The 16,414-nt window shown below is 51.6% G+C and carries 12 protein-coding genes; 7 read left to right on the plus strand and 5 right to left on the minus strand.

Annotation, left to right across the window (positions count from 1 at the left end; translation table 11 throughout):
* Window positions 1-132: 132 nt before the first annotated feature.
* Both BUB30_RS10735 and BUB30_RS10740 read right to left on the minus strand, forming a co-directional pair.
* The gene (locus BUB30_RS10735) at window positions 133-1,752 is read right to left on the minus strand and encodes a SusD/RagB family nutrient-binding outer membrane lipoprotein (protein ID WP_073135059.1); all 1,620 of its coding nucleotides are present in this window, start codon (window positions 1,750-1,752) and stop codon (window positions 133-135) included.
* Window positions 1,753-1,770: 18 nt separating this feature from the next.
* Window positions 1,771-4,887 carry a SusC/RagA family TonB-linked outer membrane protein gene (locus BUB30_RS10740; RefSeq protein ID WP_073133496.1) on the minus strand — a complete coding sequence of 1,039 codons (3,117 nt, stop codon included), beginning with the start codon at window positions 4,885-4,887 and terminating at the stop codon, window positions 1,771-1,773.
* Between the two features lie 215 nt (window positions 4,888-5,102).
* On the opposite strand from BUB30_RS10740, the gene BUB30_RS10745 reads away from it, so the two are divergent.
* The 4 genes from BUB30_RS10745 to BUB30_RS10760 all read left to right on the plus strand — a co-directional run bounded on the left by BUB30_RS10745 (window position 5,103) and on the right by BUB30_RS10760 (window position 9,434).
* A complete protein-coding gene (locus BUB30_RS10745) occupies window positions 5,103-6,170 on the plus strand; it encodes a LacI family DNA-binding transcriptional regulator (protein WP_073133498.1) in 1,068 nt (355 codons plus the stop codon).
* A gap of 63 nt (window positions 6,171-6,233) precedes the next feature.
* Window positions 6,234-7,364 carry a tRNA guanosine(34) transglycosylase Tgt gene (gene tgt, locus BUB30_RS10750; protein ID WP_073133500.1) on the plus strand — a complete coding sequence of 377 codons (1,131 nt, stop codon included), beginning with the start codon at window positions 6,234-6,236 and terminating at the stop codon, window positions 7,362-7,364.
* 21 nt (window positions 7,365-7,385) lie between these two features.
* Entirely contained in the window at window positions 7,386-8,522 is a 1,137-nt protein-coding gene (locus BUB30_RS10755; protein WP_073133502.1) for an LptF/LptG family permease, read from the plus strand.
* The gene (locus BUB30_RS10760) at window positions 8,523-9,434 is read left to right on the plus strand and encodes a DMT family transporter (RefSeq protein WP_073133504.1); all 912 of its coding nucleotides are present in this window, start codon (window positions 8,523-8,525) and stop codon (window positions 9,432-9,434) included. It begins immediately after the preceding gene.
* A gap of 290 nt (window positions 9,435-9,724) precedes the next feature.
* Here BUB30_RS10760 and ispE read toward each other — a convergent pair whose 3' ends face one another.
* From ispE to BUB30_RS10775, 3 genes are all read right to left on the minus strand, one after another.
* On the minus strand, window positions 9,725-10,534 hold the full coding sequence (gene ispE, locus BUB30_RS10765; protein WP_073133507.1) for a 4-(cytidine 5'-diphospho)-2-C-methyl-D-erythritol kinase: 810 nt from the start codon (window positions 10,532-10,534) through the stop codon (window positions 9,725-9,727).
* 62 nt (window positions 10,535-10,596) lie between these two features.
* Entirely contained in the window at window positions 10,597-11,409 is an 813-nt protein-coding gene (locus BUB30_RS10770; RefSeq protein ID WP_073133509.1) for an enoyl-ACP reductase FabI, read from the minus strand.
* 89 nt (window positions 11,410-11,498) lie between these two features.
* A complete protein-coding gene (locus tag BUB30_RS10775; protein WP_178377073.1) occupies window positions 11,499-13,496 on the minus strand; it encodes an ATP-binding protein in 1,998 nt (665 codons plus the stop codon).
* Window positions 13,497-13,627: 131 nt separating this feature from the next.
* Here BUB30_RS10775 and BUB30_RS10780 point away from each other — a divergent pair, with 131 nt between their 5' ends.
* The 3 genes from BUB30_RS10780 to BUB30_RS10790 all read left to right on the plus strand — a co-directional run bounded on the left by BUB30_RS10780 (window position 13,628) and on the right by BUB30_RS10790 (window position 16,414).
* Window positions 13,628-14,365 carry a tripartite tricarboxylate transporter TctB family protein gene (locus BUB30_RS10780; RefSeq protein ID WP_073133513.1) on the plus strand — a complete coding sequence of 246 codons (738 nt, stop codon included), beginning with the start codon at window positions 13,628-13,630 and terminating at the stop codon, window positions 14,363-14,365.
* Window positions 14,366-14,425: 60 nt separating this feature from the next.
* On the plus strand, window positions 14,426-15,238 hold the full coding sequence (gene murI / locus BUB30_RS10785) for a glutamate racemase (protein ID WP_073133515.1): 813 nt from the start codon (window positions 14,426-14,428) through the stop codon (window positions 15,236-15,238).
* A 93-nt stretch (window positions 15,239-15,331) separates the two neighbouring features.
* Window positions 15,332-16,414, plus strand: a complete 1,083-nt coding sequence (locus BUB30_RS10790) for a complex I subunit 1/NuoH family protein (RefSeq protein WP_073133517.1) — start codon at window positions 15,332-15,334, stop codon at window positions 16,412-16,414.

Genomic DNA, 16,414 nt, shown 5'->3' on the forward strand with positions numbered 1-16,414 from the left:
CTGTGTGAAAATGTAGGAACAAGGTAAGCATTGCCTGCCGTGTTGGATCAACGGCGTTTTGAAAATTTTATATAAAAAATAAAGGGCCAGTGCAAGCACCGACCCCTTATCACTCTAGCCTATATCCTTCAACTAGTTTTTATCCCACCATAGCGGGGTCAATACATTGTCCGGTCCGCCTAACAAGTCTTCGCCTGTGGCTACACCGGCTGCGTTGCTTTGTTTTTCGGTAAGCAAGAACGGAATCCGGCGTATCCATTGGGTGGAGGTGTTGGTAATGTCGGTGTTATCCGAGTTGGCCACCGGGTAAAGTTTTACCACGTGGCTTCTGCGATAGTCGGCCCAACCTTCCATTCCGTCAGGGAAAAGAGCAAGCCACTTCTGAGTCATAATCTGCTCCAGTTGAACCGCGGCTGTGCCACCGAACGCCACCGGCACGTTTGTCATGGCCGGGGAGCTCAGATAGTCGCCAGGTGCAATGGGTGTTCCGGCACCCGTGATATAGGCAGCAATGGCTGCGTTGTCGTTGATACCCCATTGATACATGGAGTTCTGAATGCCCTTCTCATAGAGCTCCTTGGCCGTTCCGCCCATGTCCCATCCCAACAAAGCGCCTTCAGCACGAATGAAATAGGCTTCAGCCGTACACATTACGTTTTGTGGTGTTTCCAGGTGCCCGGGGTGCGACTTTGTTGAGAGTTTGTTGTTGGTTCCATTATAGTCTTTGTTATCCACAACATCGTATGACGACCAGCGAAGACCTGCATGCGAAAGTGCATCAGGCTTGTTCGGCGCTTCTCCCAATTGTGTTGCTGTCAAACCATTGCGCGCGCCTTCGTAGGTTCCTGTCTTCAATGCGGGCAAGAAATACTCGCTGATACGCGGATCGTCATATCCCTTCAAAACAGATTCCATGGAGGCGCTCATTCTGAACTCGTTCCAGTCAGACATGATCGAGAGACCATTACCATCACTTCCTTTTACACTTCGTTGAACCAGTGCGTCATCGTCGGGGCTGGTTTCAAAAACACCGTCTTTGACGGCTTGTTCAGCTTCAGTCTGTGCACGATCGGGGTCCACTTTCGACACACGCATTGCCAGACGGAGACGCAAGGTATTGGCAAACTTCAGCCACTTATCCACTTTACCGCCGTAGAGAAGGTCGTAGTCACCATAAGGCGTGCCGCTTGCAGTTTTCAAAACAGCGATCGAAGCTTCGAGACGCTTAAAGAAATCATCGTATATCTTATCCTGAGGATCATAATCCACCGACGTAGCAATTTCACCAGCTTTGAAATACGGGATGGGGCCCCAATAGTCGGTCACCTTGTGGAAGGTGTACACCCACCATACGTTGGCGATCGCATATTCTGCGGTAGTAGACTCATAGCTTGTGAGCAGGGTCTGCAATTGAGGCATGACGTCAGTATACATCGGATTGAATGCAGCACCTACCCAGTCTTGACGGATGAACAACCGGTCGGACGGAAAGTATGTCGCGGTGCAGGCGAAATACTGTGCATATTGATCCGAGAAAAGGTTCTGCGCCACCTGGTAGTTCCATTGGCTGTTGGTTGCTGTCGACTGTGCTTTCGAGAACAGGAACGGTAGCTCAGCAGGCCCGGGATTAGAGATTGCGCTCTTGTTGGTGTTGATGTCGTCAAAATTGGTAGTACACGACATCACACCGATCAACGTGCCCAAGAGCATCGCCGACGGCATTCTGAATTTTTTAAATATCTTCTTTTTCATAATCATCATCATTTTCAATTAAAATGTAAGCTTCAGGTTGCATCCGATGCTTCGTGTGGAAGGCAACGTTCCGTACTGAATACCTTGGTAATTACCGTTACCCAAGGCCATATCGGGATCGAAGGACATTTTGCGTTTTCCAAGACCGGGAACGTCCAGAAGTGACGATCCGCGATAGAGCCAGAACAGGTTGCGCGCCACGAACGAAAATTTAGCAGCCTTGATGAAAGACCCGCTGGGCACAGGGATCGAATAACCGATCGACAACTCACGCACGCGGAAGTTGGTAGCATCGTAAGCAAAGAATTCGGCATTACCATAACGCTTGCCTGACGCCACTTGCCAGAATTGTTGTGCAGTAATATTGGCAGCAACGTGATTACCACTGGCATCGACGCCACCTAAGTTCCAGCCGCCTTCGCGGTATTGCTCTGTAGCTTTTGTAATACCACTGAATGCCAGGTTCATTTCATCACCGGACACAATGATACCACCGGCGCGACCATCGGCCAGAATGCGGAGAGAGAAGCGCTTATATTCAAAGGTATTGGTCAACCCCAATGTAGCTCTGGGGTTAAAGTTTCCAATATATTCTTGGTCCTTGCTGATAACCGGTGTACCGGCGTTTTTCTCACCATCGGCAATAACCATGAAATTGCCGCTAGCATCGCGTTGCCACTTGAAAGAGGTCAGGTCGCCATAACGGCCACCTTCTTTTACGATAGGTGTAGCCGAGCGTCCGTATCCACCGCCAAGGGGAGTCTCTTTGATATCCTTATCGAGGCTCACGATCTTGTTCCGGTTCATACCTAAGTTAAAGGTCACATCCCAGTTCAAGGCTCGGCCAGCAAGGGGTGATCCCGTAACTACCAATTCAAACCCTTTGTTCTGTATATCACCAGCGTTCAAGTATTTGCTGGCATAACCAGTAGCCACAGGCAACGCCAGGGTAAGCAATTGGTTAGTGGAATTGCTCTTATAATAGGTTGCTGTAAAGCCGATTCGGTTCTCGAGGAACTTGGCTTCGATACCGAATTCCAGGTTCTTTACAATTTCCGGCTTCAGGTTCGGCAAAGGCTGTGTGGTACCCCGGTTAATCAAACCACGACCTGCACCTTGGTTATAGAAATAGTACAGATCTCTTAGTTGTGCTTGTCCGCCGTTACCTACTTGTGCGTAGGTGATGCTGGCCTTCAGGAAGGAGAGTGGCTCAGGCACGGTTATCAGATCCGAAATTACCGCCGATGTTCCCACGGAGTAATAGCTGTAGCGATACGGTGAGGGCAATGTAGAAGCATAGTCAACCCGATAGCTACCTTCCAGGAAGATCGCATCTTTAAAATCGACCGTGGCCTGCGCAAATCCCGCGTTTACGCGTGTATGAGTCAAATCCTCTGACGTTTGAGGCGACGTTCCATAGCCTATGTTGAACTTGTTGGTCACGTTCAATCCATTGGCTACCGCATACTTGTTTCCGATAGAATTGTCCTGATAAATAGCACCCACACGATAATTGATACTGAACTGGTCGGAAAGCTTATTGTCGCCTGTCAACATCACGTCAAACCATTTCTGCGTGGTGTTTCCGTTGGTGAAAGAATAATATCCACCGGGGTTGGAAGCCCAAAGCAACGTGTTTGCGGAGTATATTTCTTCGTGCGTATCCAGACTTTTATCCAGGTTGGCACGACCTTGAATATTCAACCAGTCGGTGAATTTGAATTTCGCGGTAATGAATCCCATCACGCGATCCCGATTCTCATTAATGGCCGTTCGGTTGATCATCCAGTAGGGGTTCTGATAGATTGAGTTCAGCGTGGAAGGCCATGCTGTCGGCGTGGGTACATCAAAGGCGTCGCGGGTTTCCGAATTTCTTGCATCCGAGTTGCTTACGTTGCGTGGCATTTGATACACGTCCATAACCGGCGAGTTTTCTTCGCCTGTGCGAGGACGGTTGTTGATCTGCTGCGAGATGTACGTGATTTTTGTATCAAAAGAGAGTCGCTTGCTCACTTCACTGGTCAGGCGCAAGTTGATCGTATGCCGGTGCAATTCGTTTTTCGGGATAATACCCTGAACAAAGTTGTTGGTATACGACAGGTAGGTTTGCACTTTCTGAGTTCCGGCGCGTATGCCGATGGAGTTGTTCAGACTGGTACCGGTACGGAAGAAGTCCTTCACATTGTCGGGCTCTGCAGAATATGTGCGGGCCTGACCGAGGTAGTTCGTGTACGATTGTCCGGTCATTCTGGCTCCCCAGCTTTCACCCGAGGTGGGATCCATAACACCACCGTTTCCTTGTCCATAGGAATTTTGGAATTGCGGCAGGATAAATACTTTTTCAGCCGTTACACCCGAGTTGATGTCGACTGAAACCTGGTCGGCTTTTCCTTTTTTCGTGGTGATTACGATAACACCGTTACCGGCTTGGCTACCATACAGTGCGGCCGCGGCGGCGCCACGCAACACGGTCATCGACTCGATGTCGTCCGGGTTCAGGTTCGAAGCTCCATCTGAGCCTTGCACCGATCCAAAGTCACTCCCGGCCGTTGAGGGAGTGTTGTTGTTAATAGGAACACCGTCCACCACAATAAGGGCATTGTTGTTGCCCTGGATGGACCGGTTACCCCGCAGTACGATCTTCGCACCGCTACCCGGGCCACCCGAACCTTGAGTGATGGTAGCGTTGGCGATCTTTCCCTGAAGGGAGTTGATCACGTTGTTGGCATCGCGCACCTCGGTCAGTTGCGACGGCTTGACAGCCTGCGTGGCATAGGCGAGGGTCTTGGTCTCGCGTTCCACGCCAAGGGCTGTTACCACCACTTCACTCAATTCGGTGGCATCCTCCTTCAGGACAATGTTCAAAGTTGTCTGATTTCCGACGGTGACTTCCTGGGTGGCAAAGCCAATAAAAGAAAGCACCAACACACTGTTCTGAGGATCGGGCACGGTGAGGGTGAACTTACCTTCCGAGTCCGTGGTAGTTCCCGACGAACTTCCCTTAAGTAGGACGGACACCCCTGGTACTGGTGTCCCGTCGCCCGCTGCTGTGACCGTTCCGGTCACTGTTTGAGCATACGCCGATGCACTTGCCAGCGTGAGCAAGAACAGCAGCTGTAGTAAACGTTTTTTCATTGAAAATTTAGGTTAGGGTGAAACATTATTTCGCACGTTTTGGCCCCGGCCGAATATTCTAGCAGCCAAAACGTATGTCAAAGTAGAAACTACAAGAAATAAAAGCAAGAAAATTTTTAAAATGTGTACGCACACACTTAATTTGTGTGCGAAAACACATTAGGGCACGCTGCCGGGAACGTTTTCTATTCACTTAAATTTCATTCTTTTGACCTATGGACATTGGAAAAAACATCCGAATCAAGGATATCGCTAAACTGGCCGGGGTTTCGGTCGGAACAGTTGACCGTGTGCTCCACAACCGGGGACGCGTTTCCGATGAGGCCCTCAAAAAAGTGACGGCCGTCATGGACCAGATCGATTACAAACCGAATCTGATCGCCCGTACCCTGGGATCCAATAAAAATTATAAGATCGCCGCCCTGATCCCCGATCCGACCGGCGACCCCTACTGGGCCCAAACCAACCTGGGCATCATCCAGGCACAGGCCGAATGGGCACAATACGGCGTCACCGTCGACACCTATACGTTCGACATTTTTGATAAAGACGCCTTCCGGGGCCTGGCTATGGAAGTGCTGGAATCGGCACCCGACGGCATTGTGATCGCTCCTATATTTTATCATGAATCCCTTCCGGCTTTCGAACTGTTTCAGAATCAGTCGATTCCATATGTATTGTTCAACACCAACATCCCCGAGGCACAACCGCTGGGCTTTATTGGACAAAACCTCAACCAAAGCGGCCGGGTGGGCGCAGAACTCATTAATTTAGGACAACACGAGTCCGGCACCTTTGCCGTACTCCATATAGATGAAGACGTTCACGACTCCATCCACTTATTGGAAAAGGAAAAAGGCTTCCGGGAATATTTCCAGGAACACCGCAAGCATAAATTCGAGATCGTCGACTTTATCCTCAATCCCAACGAGCCCACGTTCAAAAACCAGCTCATCGAGCTGCTGGGCGACGATACACTGAAGGGCATCTTTGTGAGCACCTCCAAAGGAACCGCTGTGGCAGCCTCATTCCTTGAAAAATATGGCAAAAAGGACATCCGCCTGATCGGCTACGATTTGCTGGAGGAGAACCTGAAATACCTTCGCTCAGGCATTATCGACTTCCTGATCAACCAAAATCCCAAACGGCAGGCACTGCTGGGGATCAGCCACCTGGTCAATCACCTGATGTTCAAAAAGTCGGCACCAGCCCTGGAATTGTTCCCCCTGGAAGTGATCACCCAGCAAAATGTGGACTCCTACCTGGGTTCCGGCATTCATTAGGCCACCCAAGCCCGCCAGGAGCCGAGGATTTCTGATGACATAGCGCTATTTTTGCGCCCATTCATGAAATTCAAGCTCACGTCCGTCGACCCGAAATCGGCTGCCCGCACGGGCATTCTGCAAACCGGGCACGGTGAAATACAGACTCCTATATTTATGCCGGTCGGAACAGCCGGCTCTGTAAAGGCCGTTCACCAGCGCGAGCTGGAGTACGACGTGCAGGCCCAGATCATCCTGGGTAACACCTATCACCTTTATTTGCGCCCCGGCACCGACCTGCTGGAAAGAGCCGGCGGTCTCCATCGCTTTAACGGATGGTCTAAGCCCATTCTCACCGACAGCGGCGGCTACCAGGTTTATTCCCTGGGCGCCAACCGGAAAATCACCGAAGAGGGCGTCATCTTTAAATCACACATCGACGGCTCTAAGCACACCTTTAGCCCGGAAAGCGTGATGGACATCCAGCGCATCATTGGCGCCGACATTGTCATGGCCTTCGACGAATGCACGCCCTATCCCTGCGAATACGCCTACGCCAAAAACTCCATGAACATGACGCACCGGTGGCTGAAGCGTTGTGTGGACCGCATGGCGGAGACCGAACCGCGGTACGGATACGAGCAGGCGCTGTTCCCCATTGTGCAGGGCAGCGTGTATAACGACCTGCGAAAAATGTCGGCGGAGTTTATCGCCTCGCAGGATCAACCCGGAAACGCCATCGGCGGATTGTCGGTGGGCGAGCCGCATGAAGACATGTATGCCATGACCAGCCTGGTCTGTGGCATCCTTCCCCAGGACAAACCGCGCTACCTGATGGGCGTGGGCACGCCGGAGAATATCCTGGAGTGCATTGCATTGGGCATCGACATGTTCGATTGTGTGATGCCCACGCGAAATGCCCGCAATGGCATGCTGTTTACCACCCAAGGCATCATCAACATCCGCAATGAGCGGTGGAAAGACGACCTTTCTCCCATCGACGCCACCTTGGGCGGCTATGTGAGCACGTTTCATTCGAAGGCCTATTTACGGCACCTCATCATCAATAAAGAGATATTAGGCGCGCAAATTGCTTCCATTCATAACCTTACGTTCTACCTTTGGTTGGTGAGCGAGGCCCGGAAGCAGATTGAAGCCGGCACGTTCACGACCTGGAAAAACAACATGGTAAAAATAGTTTCTCAACGCCTCTGACACGGAACCGGTGAAGGTTACATGAAGCTGCTCGACAAATATATTCTTAAGACCTTCCTCGTCACATTTTTCTTTGTGGTGCTGATCCTGTTGTCGGTCATCACGGTCATTGACCTGACCGACAAGATGGACAAGTTTTCCGCGGCAAACCTCCACGCCAGTTCGATCCTGTATTATTACCTGGTATACATCCCCGGCATTGGCAGCTTGCTCACGCCCATCACGATCTTTATCGCGGCCGTGTATGTTTGTTCGCGGATGGCAGGGCACACCGAGATCATCGCCATGCTCAGCGCCGGCATCAGCTTCCGCCGCATGCTGACTCCCTTCCTGGTGGGCGCCGCGTTTGTGGGTGTGATCAACTTTGCCCTGACGGGATGGATCATCCCGAACTCTACAAAAGAACGTGTAGCCTTCGAGTTGCAATACCTCAAAAACAAATACTATTTCGACAAACGCAATATTCACATCCAGGTGGCGCCCGACGTCTACCTGTATATGCAAAGCTACAACAACTCGAACCAGACCGGCTATCACTTCACCCTGGAGAAGTTCGAGCACAACCGCCTCGTTGAAAAACTTACGGCCGACCGCATTGAGTGGGATTCCGTCAAGCACAAATGGATCATGCGCGACTGGATCATCCGCCGGGTGGACAGCCTCTTCCATATTCCCAATGCCCTGGAAGTGAAACAAGGCTACACGCCTCACTCCGCCTTGCCCGACACCGCCAAGGTCTTCAGCGGCTCGGCGCGCGACACAGCCCTGGTGATCCAACCCAAAGAGTTCGAGAGCGACTACCTCCGCTCCGAAGGCCTGACGCTAAACGAACTGGACGATTACATTGATATGCTCAGTAAGCGCGGGTCTACGGGCGTGGAGCTTTACCAGGTGGAAAAATATACGCGCTACACCTCGCCCTTTACGATCCTCATCCTGGTCTTTATGGGCGTCATCGTGTCTTCGCGCAAAAGCCGCGGAGGCACGGGGTTGCAGATTGCCCTCGGGTTTGTGCTGTCGTTCCTGTTCATTCTATTCTTTACTTTATTCCGGACCTTTGCGGAAGCGGGCTCCATGCCGCCGCAGATCTCCGTGTGGATACCCAACATCATCTTCTTCATCATCACCCTCGTCATGTATAAATACGTTCCCCGATAAATGGCCACCCGCGCAGATTATCTCAAGCTACATTTTATCGTTTTCCTCTGGGGCTTCTCCGCTATCCTCGGAAAACTGGTGTCCATCCCGACCATGGAGATGGTGTTCTTTCGCGCGCTATTGGCCTGTTTGGGAATTGGGCTCGTGATCATACTAACGAAAGGCACGTTCCAGGTCACATCCCGGAATTTCATCTACCTTATTCTCATCGGATTTATCGTGGCCCTGCATTGGGTGTGCTTCTTCGGCTCAGGCCGTGTAGCCAACGTTTCGGTGAGTCTCGTAGGCTTCGCCACCAACTCGTTGTGGACGGCCATCCTGGAGCCGTGGATGAATCGTACACGCATAAAAAAATTCGAGCTGGTGCTGGGCTTCATCGTGCTCTCCGGTTTGTACATTATTTTCTCCTTCGATTTTCAATACAAGCTCGGGCTAACCCTTGGCATTCTGGCGGGCCTCACGTCCGCCGTGTTCTCGATTTTCAATTCCAAAATGGTCCGGACCATCCCTTCCTTCACCATCACCTTCTATGAAATGATGGGCTGCTTCGTGGGCCTGGGAATATTTCTTCCGATCTACAAATTCATTTGGGCTCCGGAAGAATCCATGCTGTACTGGCCAACCCTCCTGGATTGGATCTGGATCGCCACGCTGGCCGGCGTTTGCTCCGTCTATGCCTACTCCACGGCGGTTGAGCTTATGAAAAAGATCAGCGTCTTTCTCATCCAGCTCACCCTAAACCTGGAACCGGTCTACGGCATCATCATGGCCCTCATCATCTTTGGCAGCTCCGAAAAAATGGGAACAAACTTCTACGTCGGCACCGGCATCATCATGACCGCCGTCCTCGTGTACCCTTATCTAAGGAAACGATTTGATCAACGGGCCGCGCTGAAACAATCTGCGTCGTAAAAAAACGCCGATGTTGGAGTTCTTCACCAACAAGTTCATTCAGCTTCAAATGCACCCCACTTGTTAGAGCTCTTCACCGACGAGTCCCCCCGAATCTACCCACCGCACTAAAAAATGTACACCGCCCTTGTTGGTGTCCCACCAACAAACTCATTCAGCGGCCGGCGCGCTTCAATAAAAACGGAACACATTTTCGTTGACCTTGATTGATAATATCCCAAAACAATTTTTGTTGGTGGGACACCAACAAAAGGGCACGCTGGCCACGGGAATATTTGGGGGAATATTCTTTAAATACCCCCCGACCATACCGTCATGTCCGGAAAGCTTGTTTGTAAATTTGTGGGCTTGTCGAAGATGCCGAACAAGGTAGCGCCAGAGCCGCTCATGCTGGCGTATAACGCTCCGGATGCGTAGAGCTTTTCTTTTACAGATTGAAGCGTAGGATGCTTCTTAAAAACTGTCTCTTCAAAATCATTCTTGATCTGTTCGCGCCATGCTTCCACAGGATAACGGCTGAGCAACGTTCCCAAAGATTGTTCCGGTTGGCGTGGGGTTATTCCAGCATAGGCTTCGGCGGTGGAGACGTGGATGTCCGGCTTGACCAGCACGATGAATTTCTTTTGAAGGGTTACGGTAGTTGGCGAAAGTACTTCCCCCCGGCCTTCGCCCAGCATCGGTTGGTCTTGGGTGAAGAATGCACAATCGCTTCCCAGTTGGGCTGCATAGCCTGCCAGTTGCGCGGGTGACAATTGGAGATGGAAAACCGTGTTGAGCAGCCGCAGGGTGTGCGCGGCATCCGAAGACCCTCCTCCTAGTCCTGCGCCCATGGGGAGGATCTTGTGCAGGTGGATCTTTACCGCTGGGAGATGGTGTTTGTCTCTCAGAAGTTCATACGCTTTTATGCAGAGATTATCGGCTTCTTTTCCAGGAACAGGATGTCCTGTTTGGGTAAAGGCAAATCGGTCGGCAGGGATAACTTCTAAAATGTCCGTCCAGGGAATGGGATAGAAACACGTCTCCAGGTTGTGATAGCCGTCGGGGCGCTTGCTGAGGATGTTCAGGCCGAGGTTGATCTTGCAGGGCGGGAAGGAAACCATGGGCGTTGAAATGGGTTGGGCTTTGTGGCATGATGCCGCGCACAAAGCCCAACCGGGAAAATTTATTTAGACAGTCGGTCAACCATTTCCTGGGTGATGCCGGTGCTGGAGAAGCCGCCGTCGTGCATCAGGTTTTGCATGGTGACCATGCGGGTGAAATCCGAGAACAACACGGTGATGTAGGCCGCGCAATCTTCTGCGGTGGCATTGCCCAGTGGCGACATCATGTTGGCGAAGTCGAAGAACACGTCGAAGCCGGAGATGCCGGCGCCGGCGGTGGTTTTGGTGGGCGATTGCGAGATGGTGTTCACGCGCACCTTTTTCAATTTCGCGAACCGCGCACCATAGCTGCGGGCAATGGATTCCAGCATGGCTTTGGCTTGTGCCATGTCGGTGTAGTCGGGATATGAACGCTGTGCAGCAATGTAGCTGAGGCCCACGATGGAACCCCACTCGTTCATGGCATCCAGCTTTTCGGCGGTCTGCAGAATTTTGTGGAACGACAACGCCGAAATGTCGAGCGTTTTCAGATACCAGTCGTAGTTCATGTCGCCGTATTCTTTGCCCTTGCGGATGTTGGGACTCATGCCGATGGAGTGGAGCACAAAATCGATCTTGCCGCCCAGCAATTCCATGGATTTGGTGAAGAGATTCTTGAGGTCCTCTTCCGATGTGGCGTCGGCGGAGATCACTTCCGTATCACAGGCTTTGGCGAGTTCATTGATCTTTCCCATGCGCATGGCAATGGGCGCGTTGGTGAGGGTAAACGATCCACCTTCTTCTTTTACTTTCAAGGCGGTTTTCCAGGCGATGGAGTTTTCATCCAGGGCGCCGAAAATGATACCACGTTTTCCTTTCAATAAGTTGTTGGCCATGATTCTTTAGATTGTCGTTGTGTCAAGGGCACAATAATACGAATTTATTGGCGTGACACGAACCGGGAAGGCAATTATGCGCCCGGGGGTTATACGTTGGGAATGGAAATGGAAAACGATGTCCCCTTCCCGATCTCGGACTCAAAAGTAATTTTACCACCCAGCCGGTCCAGGGCTTTTTTCACCAGGTAGAGACCCAGGCCATTGCCTTTGGAGCGGTCGCTGCCGCGGAAGAAGGGTTTGAAGATCTCGTTGCGAAAGGGCTGGGCAATGCCCACACCCCGGTCGCGGATCTCCAGGTTCACGGTGCCGTGGCCATCGTAGACACGGATGTCAATGCCATTGAGATGTTCCGGGCTGGTGAAGTGTATGGCATTGTCGATAAGGTTCATGACAATGATGCGGAGCAATTTTTCGTCGGATACAAACCGTACGTCCTCCACCGTTACCGACACGGCGATCTGTTGCTCCTGGAGGTCAGTCTCAAATTTCTTGATCACTTCCGAGATGAGCTCGTTGAGCCGGATGATCGAGAGCTCCACCACGTGGCTGTTGAGGTCATGGGCCGTCGTGAGTTTTAGTAACATCTGGTCCATCGCCTGGGCTGTGGTGTTCACTTTATGCAGGATCTCACGGGCGATATCTTCCTTGACGAGGTACTGACCGATGTTGTTCAACCCGATGATGGTGGTGATGGGACGGCGCAGGTCATGCGAAGAGCGGTAGAGAAATGTGTCGAGTTCGCGATTGGCTTCCAGTAATTTGCGCGTGCGGGTTTTCACTTTGTCTTCCAGGTCCTTGTTCACCTTTTTGCGGAAGCGGTTTCGCCGGTATAAAAACGAGATGAGCACCAAGGCCATTCCCAACCCTAAGCCTATCGTCGCCATGAGATACGATTGGTTTTTGATTTGCTCGTCTTTCAGTTGATTTTCTTTTACGACCAGGCTGTGGTTGGCCAGCTTCTTGTCAAAATCGTAGGCGGCTTGCAGATAGGCGCGCTCTTTCGAATTCTGGCGGGCCAGCAAAGAATCGCGCTCGGCCTGAAATTTTTTTATGAAGGCATAGGCTGTTTTATGATCGCCGGCTTCGGCATAGAATCCGGCCACCTTGCTGTAGTACTGCGGCATGATAAACTGGTGCGCGCGGATCAACACCCCCACCGTGTCGAAGGCGTGGCGGGCCTCCTGGCGTTTGCCGAGTGCCTCATAGGTATTTCCGATCACAAAGATGGCATTGGCCGCATTGTGCCACTCGCGGTAGCGCAGGCTGATGCGCTTGTCGATCGTGGTCATCAGCAAGGCTGAATCGTACTGCCCCGTTTTAAAATAAAGCAAGCCCAGGTTGCCTATGGTCAGACCTTCCCAAAATTCGTTGCGATCTTCTTCCGCCATCTTGCGCGACGCTCTCAGGGCAATAAAAGCCGAGGCAAAGTTTCCCAGCTTCATATAGGCCAGGCCCAGCGTGTTCCAGCTGTTCATGACGTCAAATCGTCTCCCTTTGGTCTTGAAGTCCTGGGGTTGTGTTTGGTAGATGCGCAAGGCCCGGTTCAGCAAGTCGACCGAGGCCTCGTAATTTTCACCGTGGTATTGGATGTAGGCCGCCTGATAGTAATTCGCAAACGATTCGTAGGGGTCTCCGTATTTTTCACTCCAGGGTGCAGCCTTCAGAAAGGCATCCAGCGCTTTTTCCTTCAGGTTCTCCTGGTTGTAGATGCTCCCCATGAGAAACAAGGCCGGTCCTTTTTCGGAAGGCTGTTTGAGTCGTTCGGCACCCTGCAAAATCTCTTCCGCCCGTTGTAAGGCCTCTACCGTTTTGCCTTTGTGGAGTTGCACATGGGCCAGAATGCGCAGCGACTGCAGCTGGCTCTTGGATGAGGTTGTGTTTTCGGCCTCTAGTTCCAGAATTCTCTCGGCCTCCGCCAGCGGCAGGGCATCGAAAGCGCGCACCAGGCTATCGACCTCCAATTCGGTGAGCACCTTTTTTGTGCCAGCGCTCGCCAACGTTTGGCCGTGCACCTGGTCCGCTACAAGAATGGTGGCGACCAGGAAGAAAGCGATAGACCCAAACTTGCGGCACAATTCGATCATGTTTGTATAAATAGCAAAAAAAACCACGAAGTAAACCGCAAAAATAGCGTCTGGCATCAAAAGAATGGCAGTCTGCATTGGCATTCGATAGAATATTTTTGTATATATTAGTATATCAAAATTTAATCCCTATGGAAACCACGTCAACCTTCTTAAGCACGTGGGATCAATACATGTATGTCGGCTCCGTTATGTGCATTGCGCTGGGTGTATTGATCCTTTTGTACCATGAGTTCAAGGTGTTCCAGATCAAAGATCTCAAAGAGAAGTACGACTACGTCAATCTCAATGAGATCAAATACTTCTGGTATTCCATGATGGCCTTCATCGCGGCCGTGGTCATCTATGCCAACACCATTGCGACGGAGAAGATCGCCCGTGAAGGTACACGGTGGTTCTTTGTCCGTATTTTCGTGACGGCAGGATTCGCGGTGATCGCTTACTTCGTTTTCTACAGCCTGGTCCGCATCTACTATCCGCGTCAGCTCGAAAAACGCCTTGCACGGTTGCGCAACACGCCCCGCATCTCGCCGGCCGGCAATGCCATGCGCAAGCTCAGCGAATCGGAAGAACAACATCACCTCGACGAGTCGCAACGTGCCGATGGCGTGATCCATTCCATCGATTACGATGTGTGGGTGGACGAAGCCACGGGGTTCAAAAAAATTGAAAAGTACCCGGCCTATCAACACGCCGAAGAATGCTCGGAGTGCGGCTATTTCACCATGAGCATCGCCCGCGAAGAGATTGAAAAAGCCCCGACGTTTGGGGAGCCCGGTGTTTTATTAAAACACTATAAATGCTCGTACTGTGGCCATCGCGAACAGCATGAGATCACCGTAGCCAAGCTTTCTGCCAACGCTGTGTAAAAATACTTTTACCCCAAGGCTCTTTCCCACACGCGTCCAACCCGTATATTGGCGCGTTGTATGAACGTATCGGCTTCACATCCTATCGGAGTTTTCGACAGCGGCATCGGCGGTCTCACCGTAGCACACGCCATCCGAAACCTGCTGCCACAGGAAAGCCTCATCTATTTTGGCGACACGGCCCACCTACCGTACGGCGACAAGTCGGAGGCGGCCATCCAAGCCTATTCCATCAAGATTGCCGACGTTTTGCTCAAAAAGGGATGTAAGGTTATTGTCATCGCCTGCAATTCCGCCTCCTCGGCTGCTTACGAGTTGTTGAAGGAATACGTCCGCAACGACGTTCATATCATCAACGTGATCGACCCCATGGTCGACCTGGTGCTGCAGCGGTTTGGGGGCCAGAAGGTGGGGCTCATCGGCACCAAACGCACGGTACAGTCGGGTGTATATGCCCGCAAGGTCGACGAAGGCGGGAAAGGGATTTCCCTGCGTTCGCTGGCCACCCCGTTGCTGGCACCCATGATCGAGGAGGGCTTCTTCAACAACCAGATCAGCCACGAGATCATTGCCCAGTACCTGGGCGAAGAGAGCCTTCATGGCATCGATGCGCTGATCCTGGCCTGCACCCATTACCCGCTTATTAAACGGGAGATCGCCGCCTTTTATGGCGAACGCATGACCATCCTGGACTCTTCGGAAATCATTGCCCGGGCCTTGCGACAATATCTTGAAAATAAGAAGTTATTGAATACCACGGCCCCGGTACAGCACCATTTCCTGGTGTCGGACTATACCGAGTCGTTCGAGGCCGCAGCCCGCATGTTCTTTCACGACGATGTGAGGCTGGAAAAACACCCCTTGTGGAACTGATACGACCGATGTACTTTTCGGCAGAAAAAATAAAAAATCAAGACGTATAATTTGCCCAATTTGGCCACTCTTTGAAAGACCCTTAGCCCGACCTTGACAACACTGGTATTTATATTGCCATTCCTGTTATTCTACACGGTGATCGCCATCTATGCTGAGCGCAAGATCTCCGCATTTGTCCAGGACCGCCTGGGGCCCATGGAAACCGGATACTATGGCATCACCCAAACCATAGCCGACTTGCTGAAACTCCTTCAAAAAGAAGACATCGTACCGGCCCGCGCAGAAGCCTCGCTTTTTCGCCTGGCACCCGTGCTCATCTTTGCGGCGGTGTTTGCTGGTTTTGCCGTGCTGCCCCTGGCCCCTACGTGGTCGGGTGCCAACATCTCCACCGCCTTGTTCTTTCTGTTGGCCATCGTTTCCCTGGATGTCATCGGCATTGTCATGGCAGGATGGAGTTCCAACAACAAATACAGCATGCTGGGCACGATGCGTTCGGCAGCACAGATCATCTCCTATGAAGTTCCGCTGGGCCTGTCGGTCTTGTGTGTGTGCATGACCTGTGAGACGCTAAGCCTTCAAGAAATTTCACAGCAGCAAAGCCTCTATAGCACCGAGCCTCAATATCTTTTTGGAATCCCTGCGCTAGGAATCGAGACCACGACGATCGGCGGATTCACCACCTGGAATGTCTTCCGGATGCCGTTATTGTTTGTGGCTTGGGTTGTGTTTTTCATTGCCTCTCTGGCCGAGTGCAACCGGGCACCGTTCGATTTGCCGGAAGCAGAATCGGAACTGGTGGCAGGGTTTCAGACAGAATACTCGGGCTTCCGGTGGGCCGTAATAATGCTGGCCGAATATGGAATGATGCTTTTAGTAAGTATATTAGGGGCAGTATTATTTTTTGGCAGCTGGAGCACTCCCTTACCGAACATCGCTGCGCTACGTTTTGCTGATTGGACAAGTGGAGCAGCGGGCTCATGGGAATCAACCTTGTGGGGGATTTTTTGGTTATTGGCCAAGTCCTTGTTTTTTGTAGCCATGCAAATGTGGGTGAGGTGGACTTTTCCCCGTCTCAGGGTTGACCAATTAATGAATGTATCATGGAAATATTTGACACCGATTGCATTGGTATTGGTGGTTGTATGCGGATTTTGGAAATTAATTTTTAGTTGA

The sequence above is a fragment of the Chryseolinea serpens genome (assembly GCF_900129725.1).
In the GTDB taxonomy this organism is placed as follows: Bacteria; Bacteroidota; Bacteroidia; order Cytophagales; family Cyclobacteriaceae; genus Chryseolinea; species Chryseolinea serpens.

Bases quoted from the DNA above. Each gene is read 5' to 3' on its own strand.
- BUB30_RS10735 (WP_073135059.1), bottom strand. From the start codon at position 1,752: ATGAAAAAGAAGATATTTAAAAAATTCAGAATGCCGTCGGCGATGCTC.
- BUB30_RS10740 (WP_073133496.1), bottom strand. From the start codon at position 4,887: ATGAAAAAACGTTTACTACAGCTGCTGTTCTTGCTCACGCTGGCAAGT.
- BUB30_RS10745 (WP_073133498.1), top strand. From the start codon at position 5,103: ATGGACATTGGAAAAAACATCCGAATCAAGGATATCGCTAAACTGGCC.
- tgt (WP_073133500.1), top strand. From the start codon at position 6,234: ATGAAATTCAAGCTCACGTCCGTCGACCCGAAATCGGCTGCCCGCACG.
- BUB30_RS10755 (WP_073133502.1), top strand. From the start codon at position 7,386: ATGAAGCTGCTCGACAAATATATTCTTAAGACCTTCCTCGTCACATTT.
- BUB30_RS10760 (WP_073133504.1), top strand. From the start codon at position 8,523: ATGGCCACCCGCGCAGATTATCTCAAGCTACATTTTATCGTTTTCCTC.
- ispE (WP_073133507.1), bottom strand. From the start codon at position 10,534: ATGGTTTCCTTCCCGCCCTGCAAGATCAACCTCGGCCTGAACATCCTC.
- BUB30_RS10770 (WP_073133509.1), bottom strand. From the start codon at position 11,409: ATGGCCAACAACTTATTGAAAGGAAAACGTGGTATCATTTTCGGCGCC.
- BUB30_RS10775 (WP_178377073.1), bottom strand. From the start codon at position 13,496: ATGATCGAATTGTGCCGCAAGTTTGGGTCTATCGCTTTCTTCCTGGTC.
- BUB30_RS10780 (WP_073133513.1), top strand. From the start codon at position 13,628: ATGGAAACCACGTCAACCTTCTTAAGCACGTGGGATCAATACATGTAT.
- murI (WP_073133515.1), top strand. From the start codon at position 14,426: ATGAACGTATCGGCTTCACATCCTATCGGAGTTTTCGACAGCGGCATC.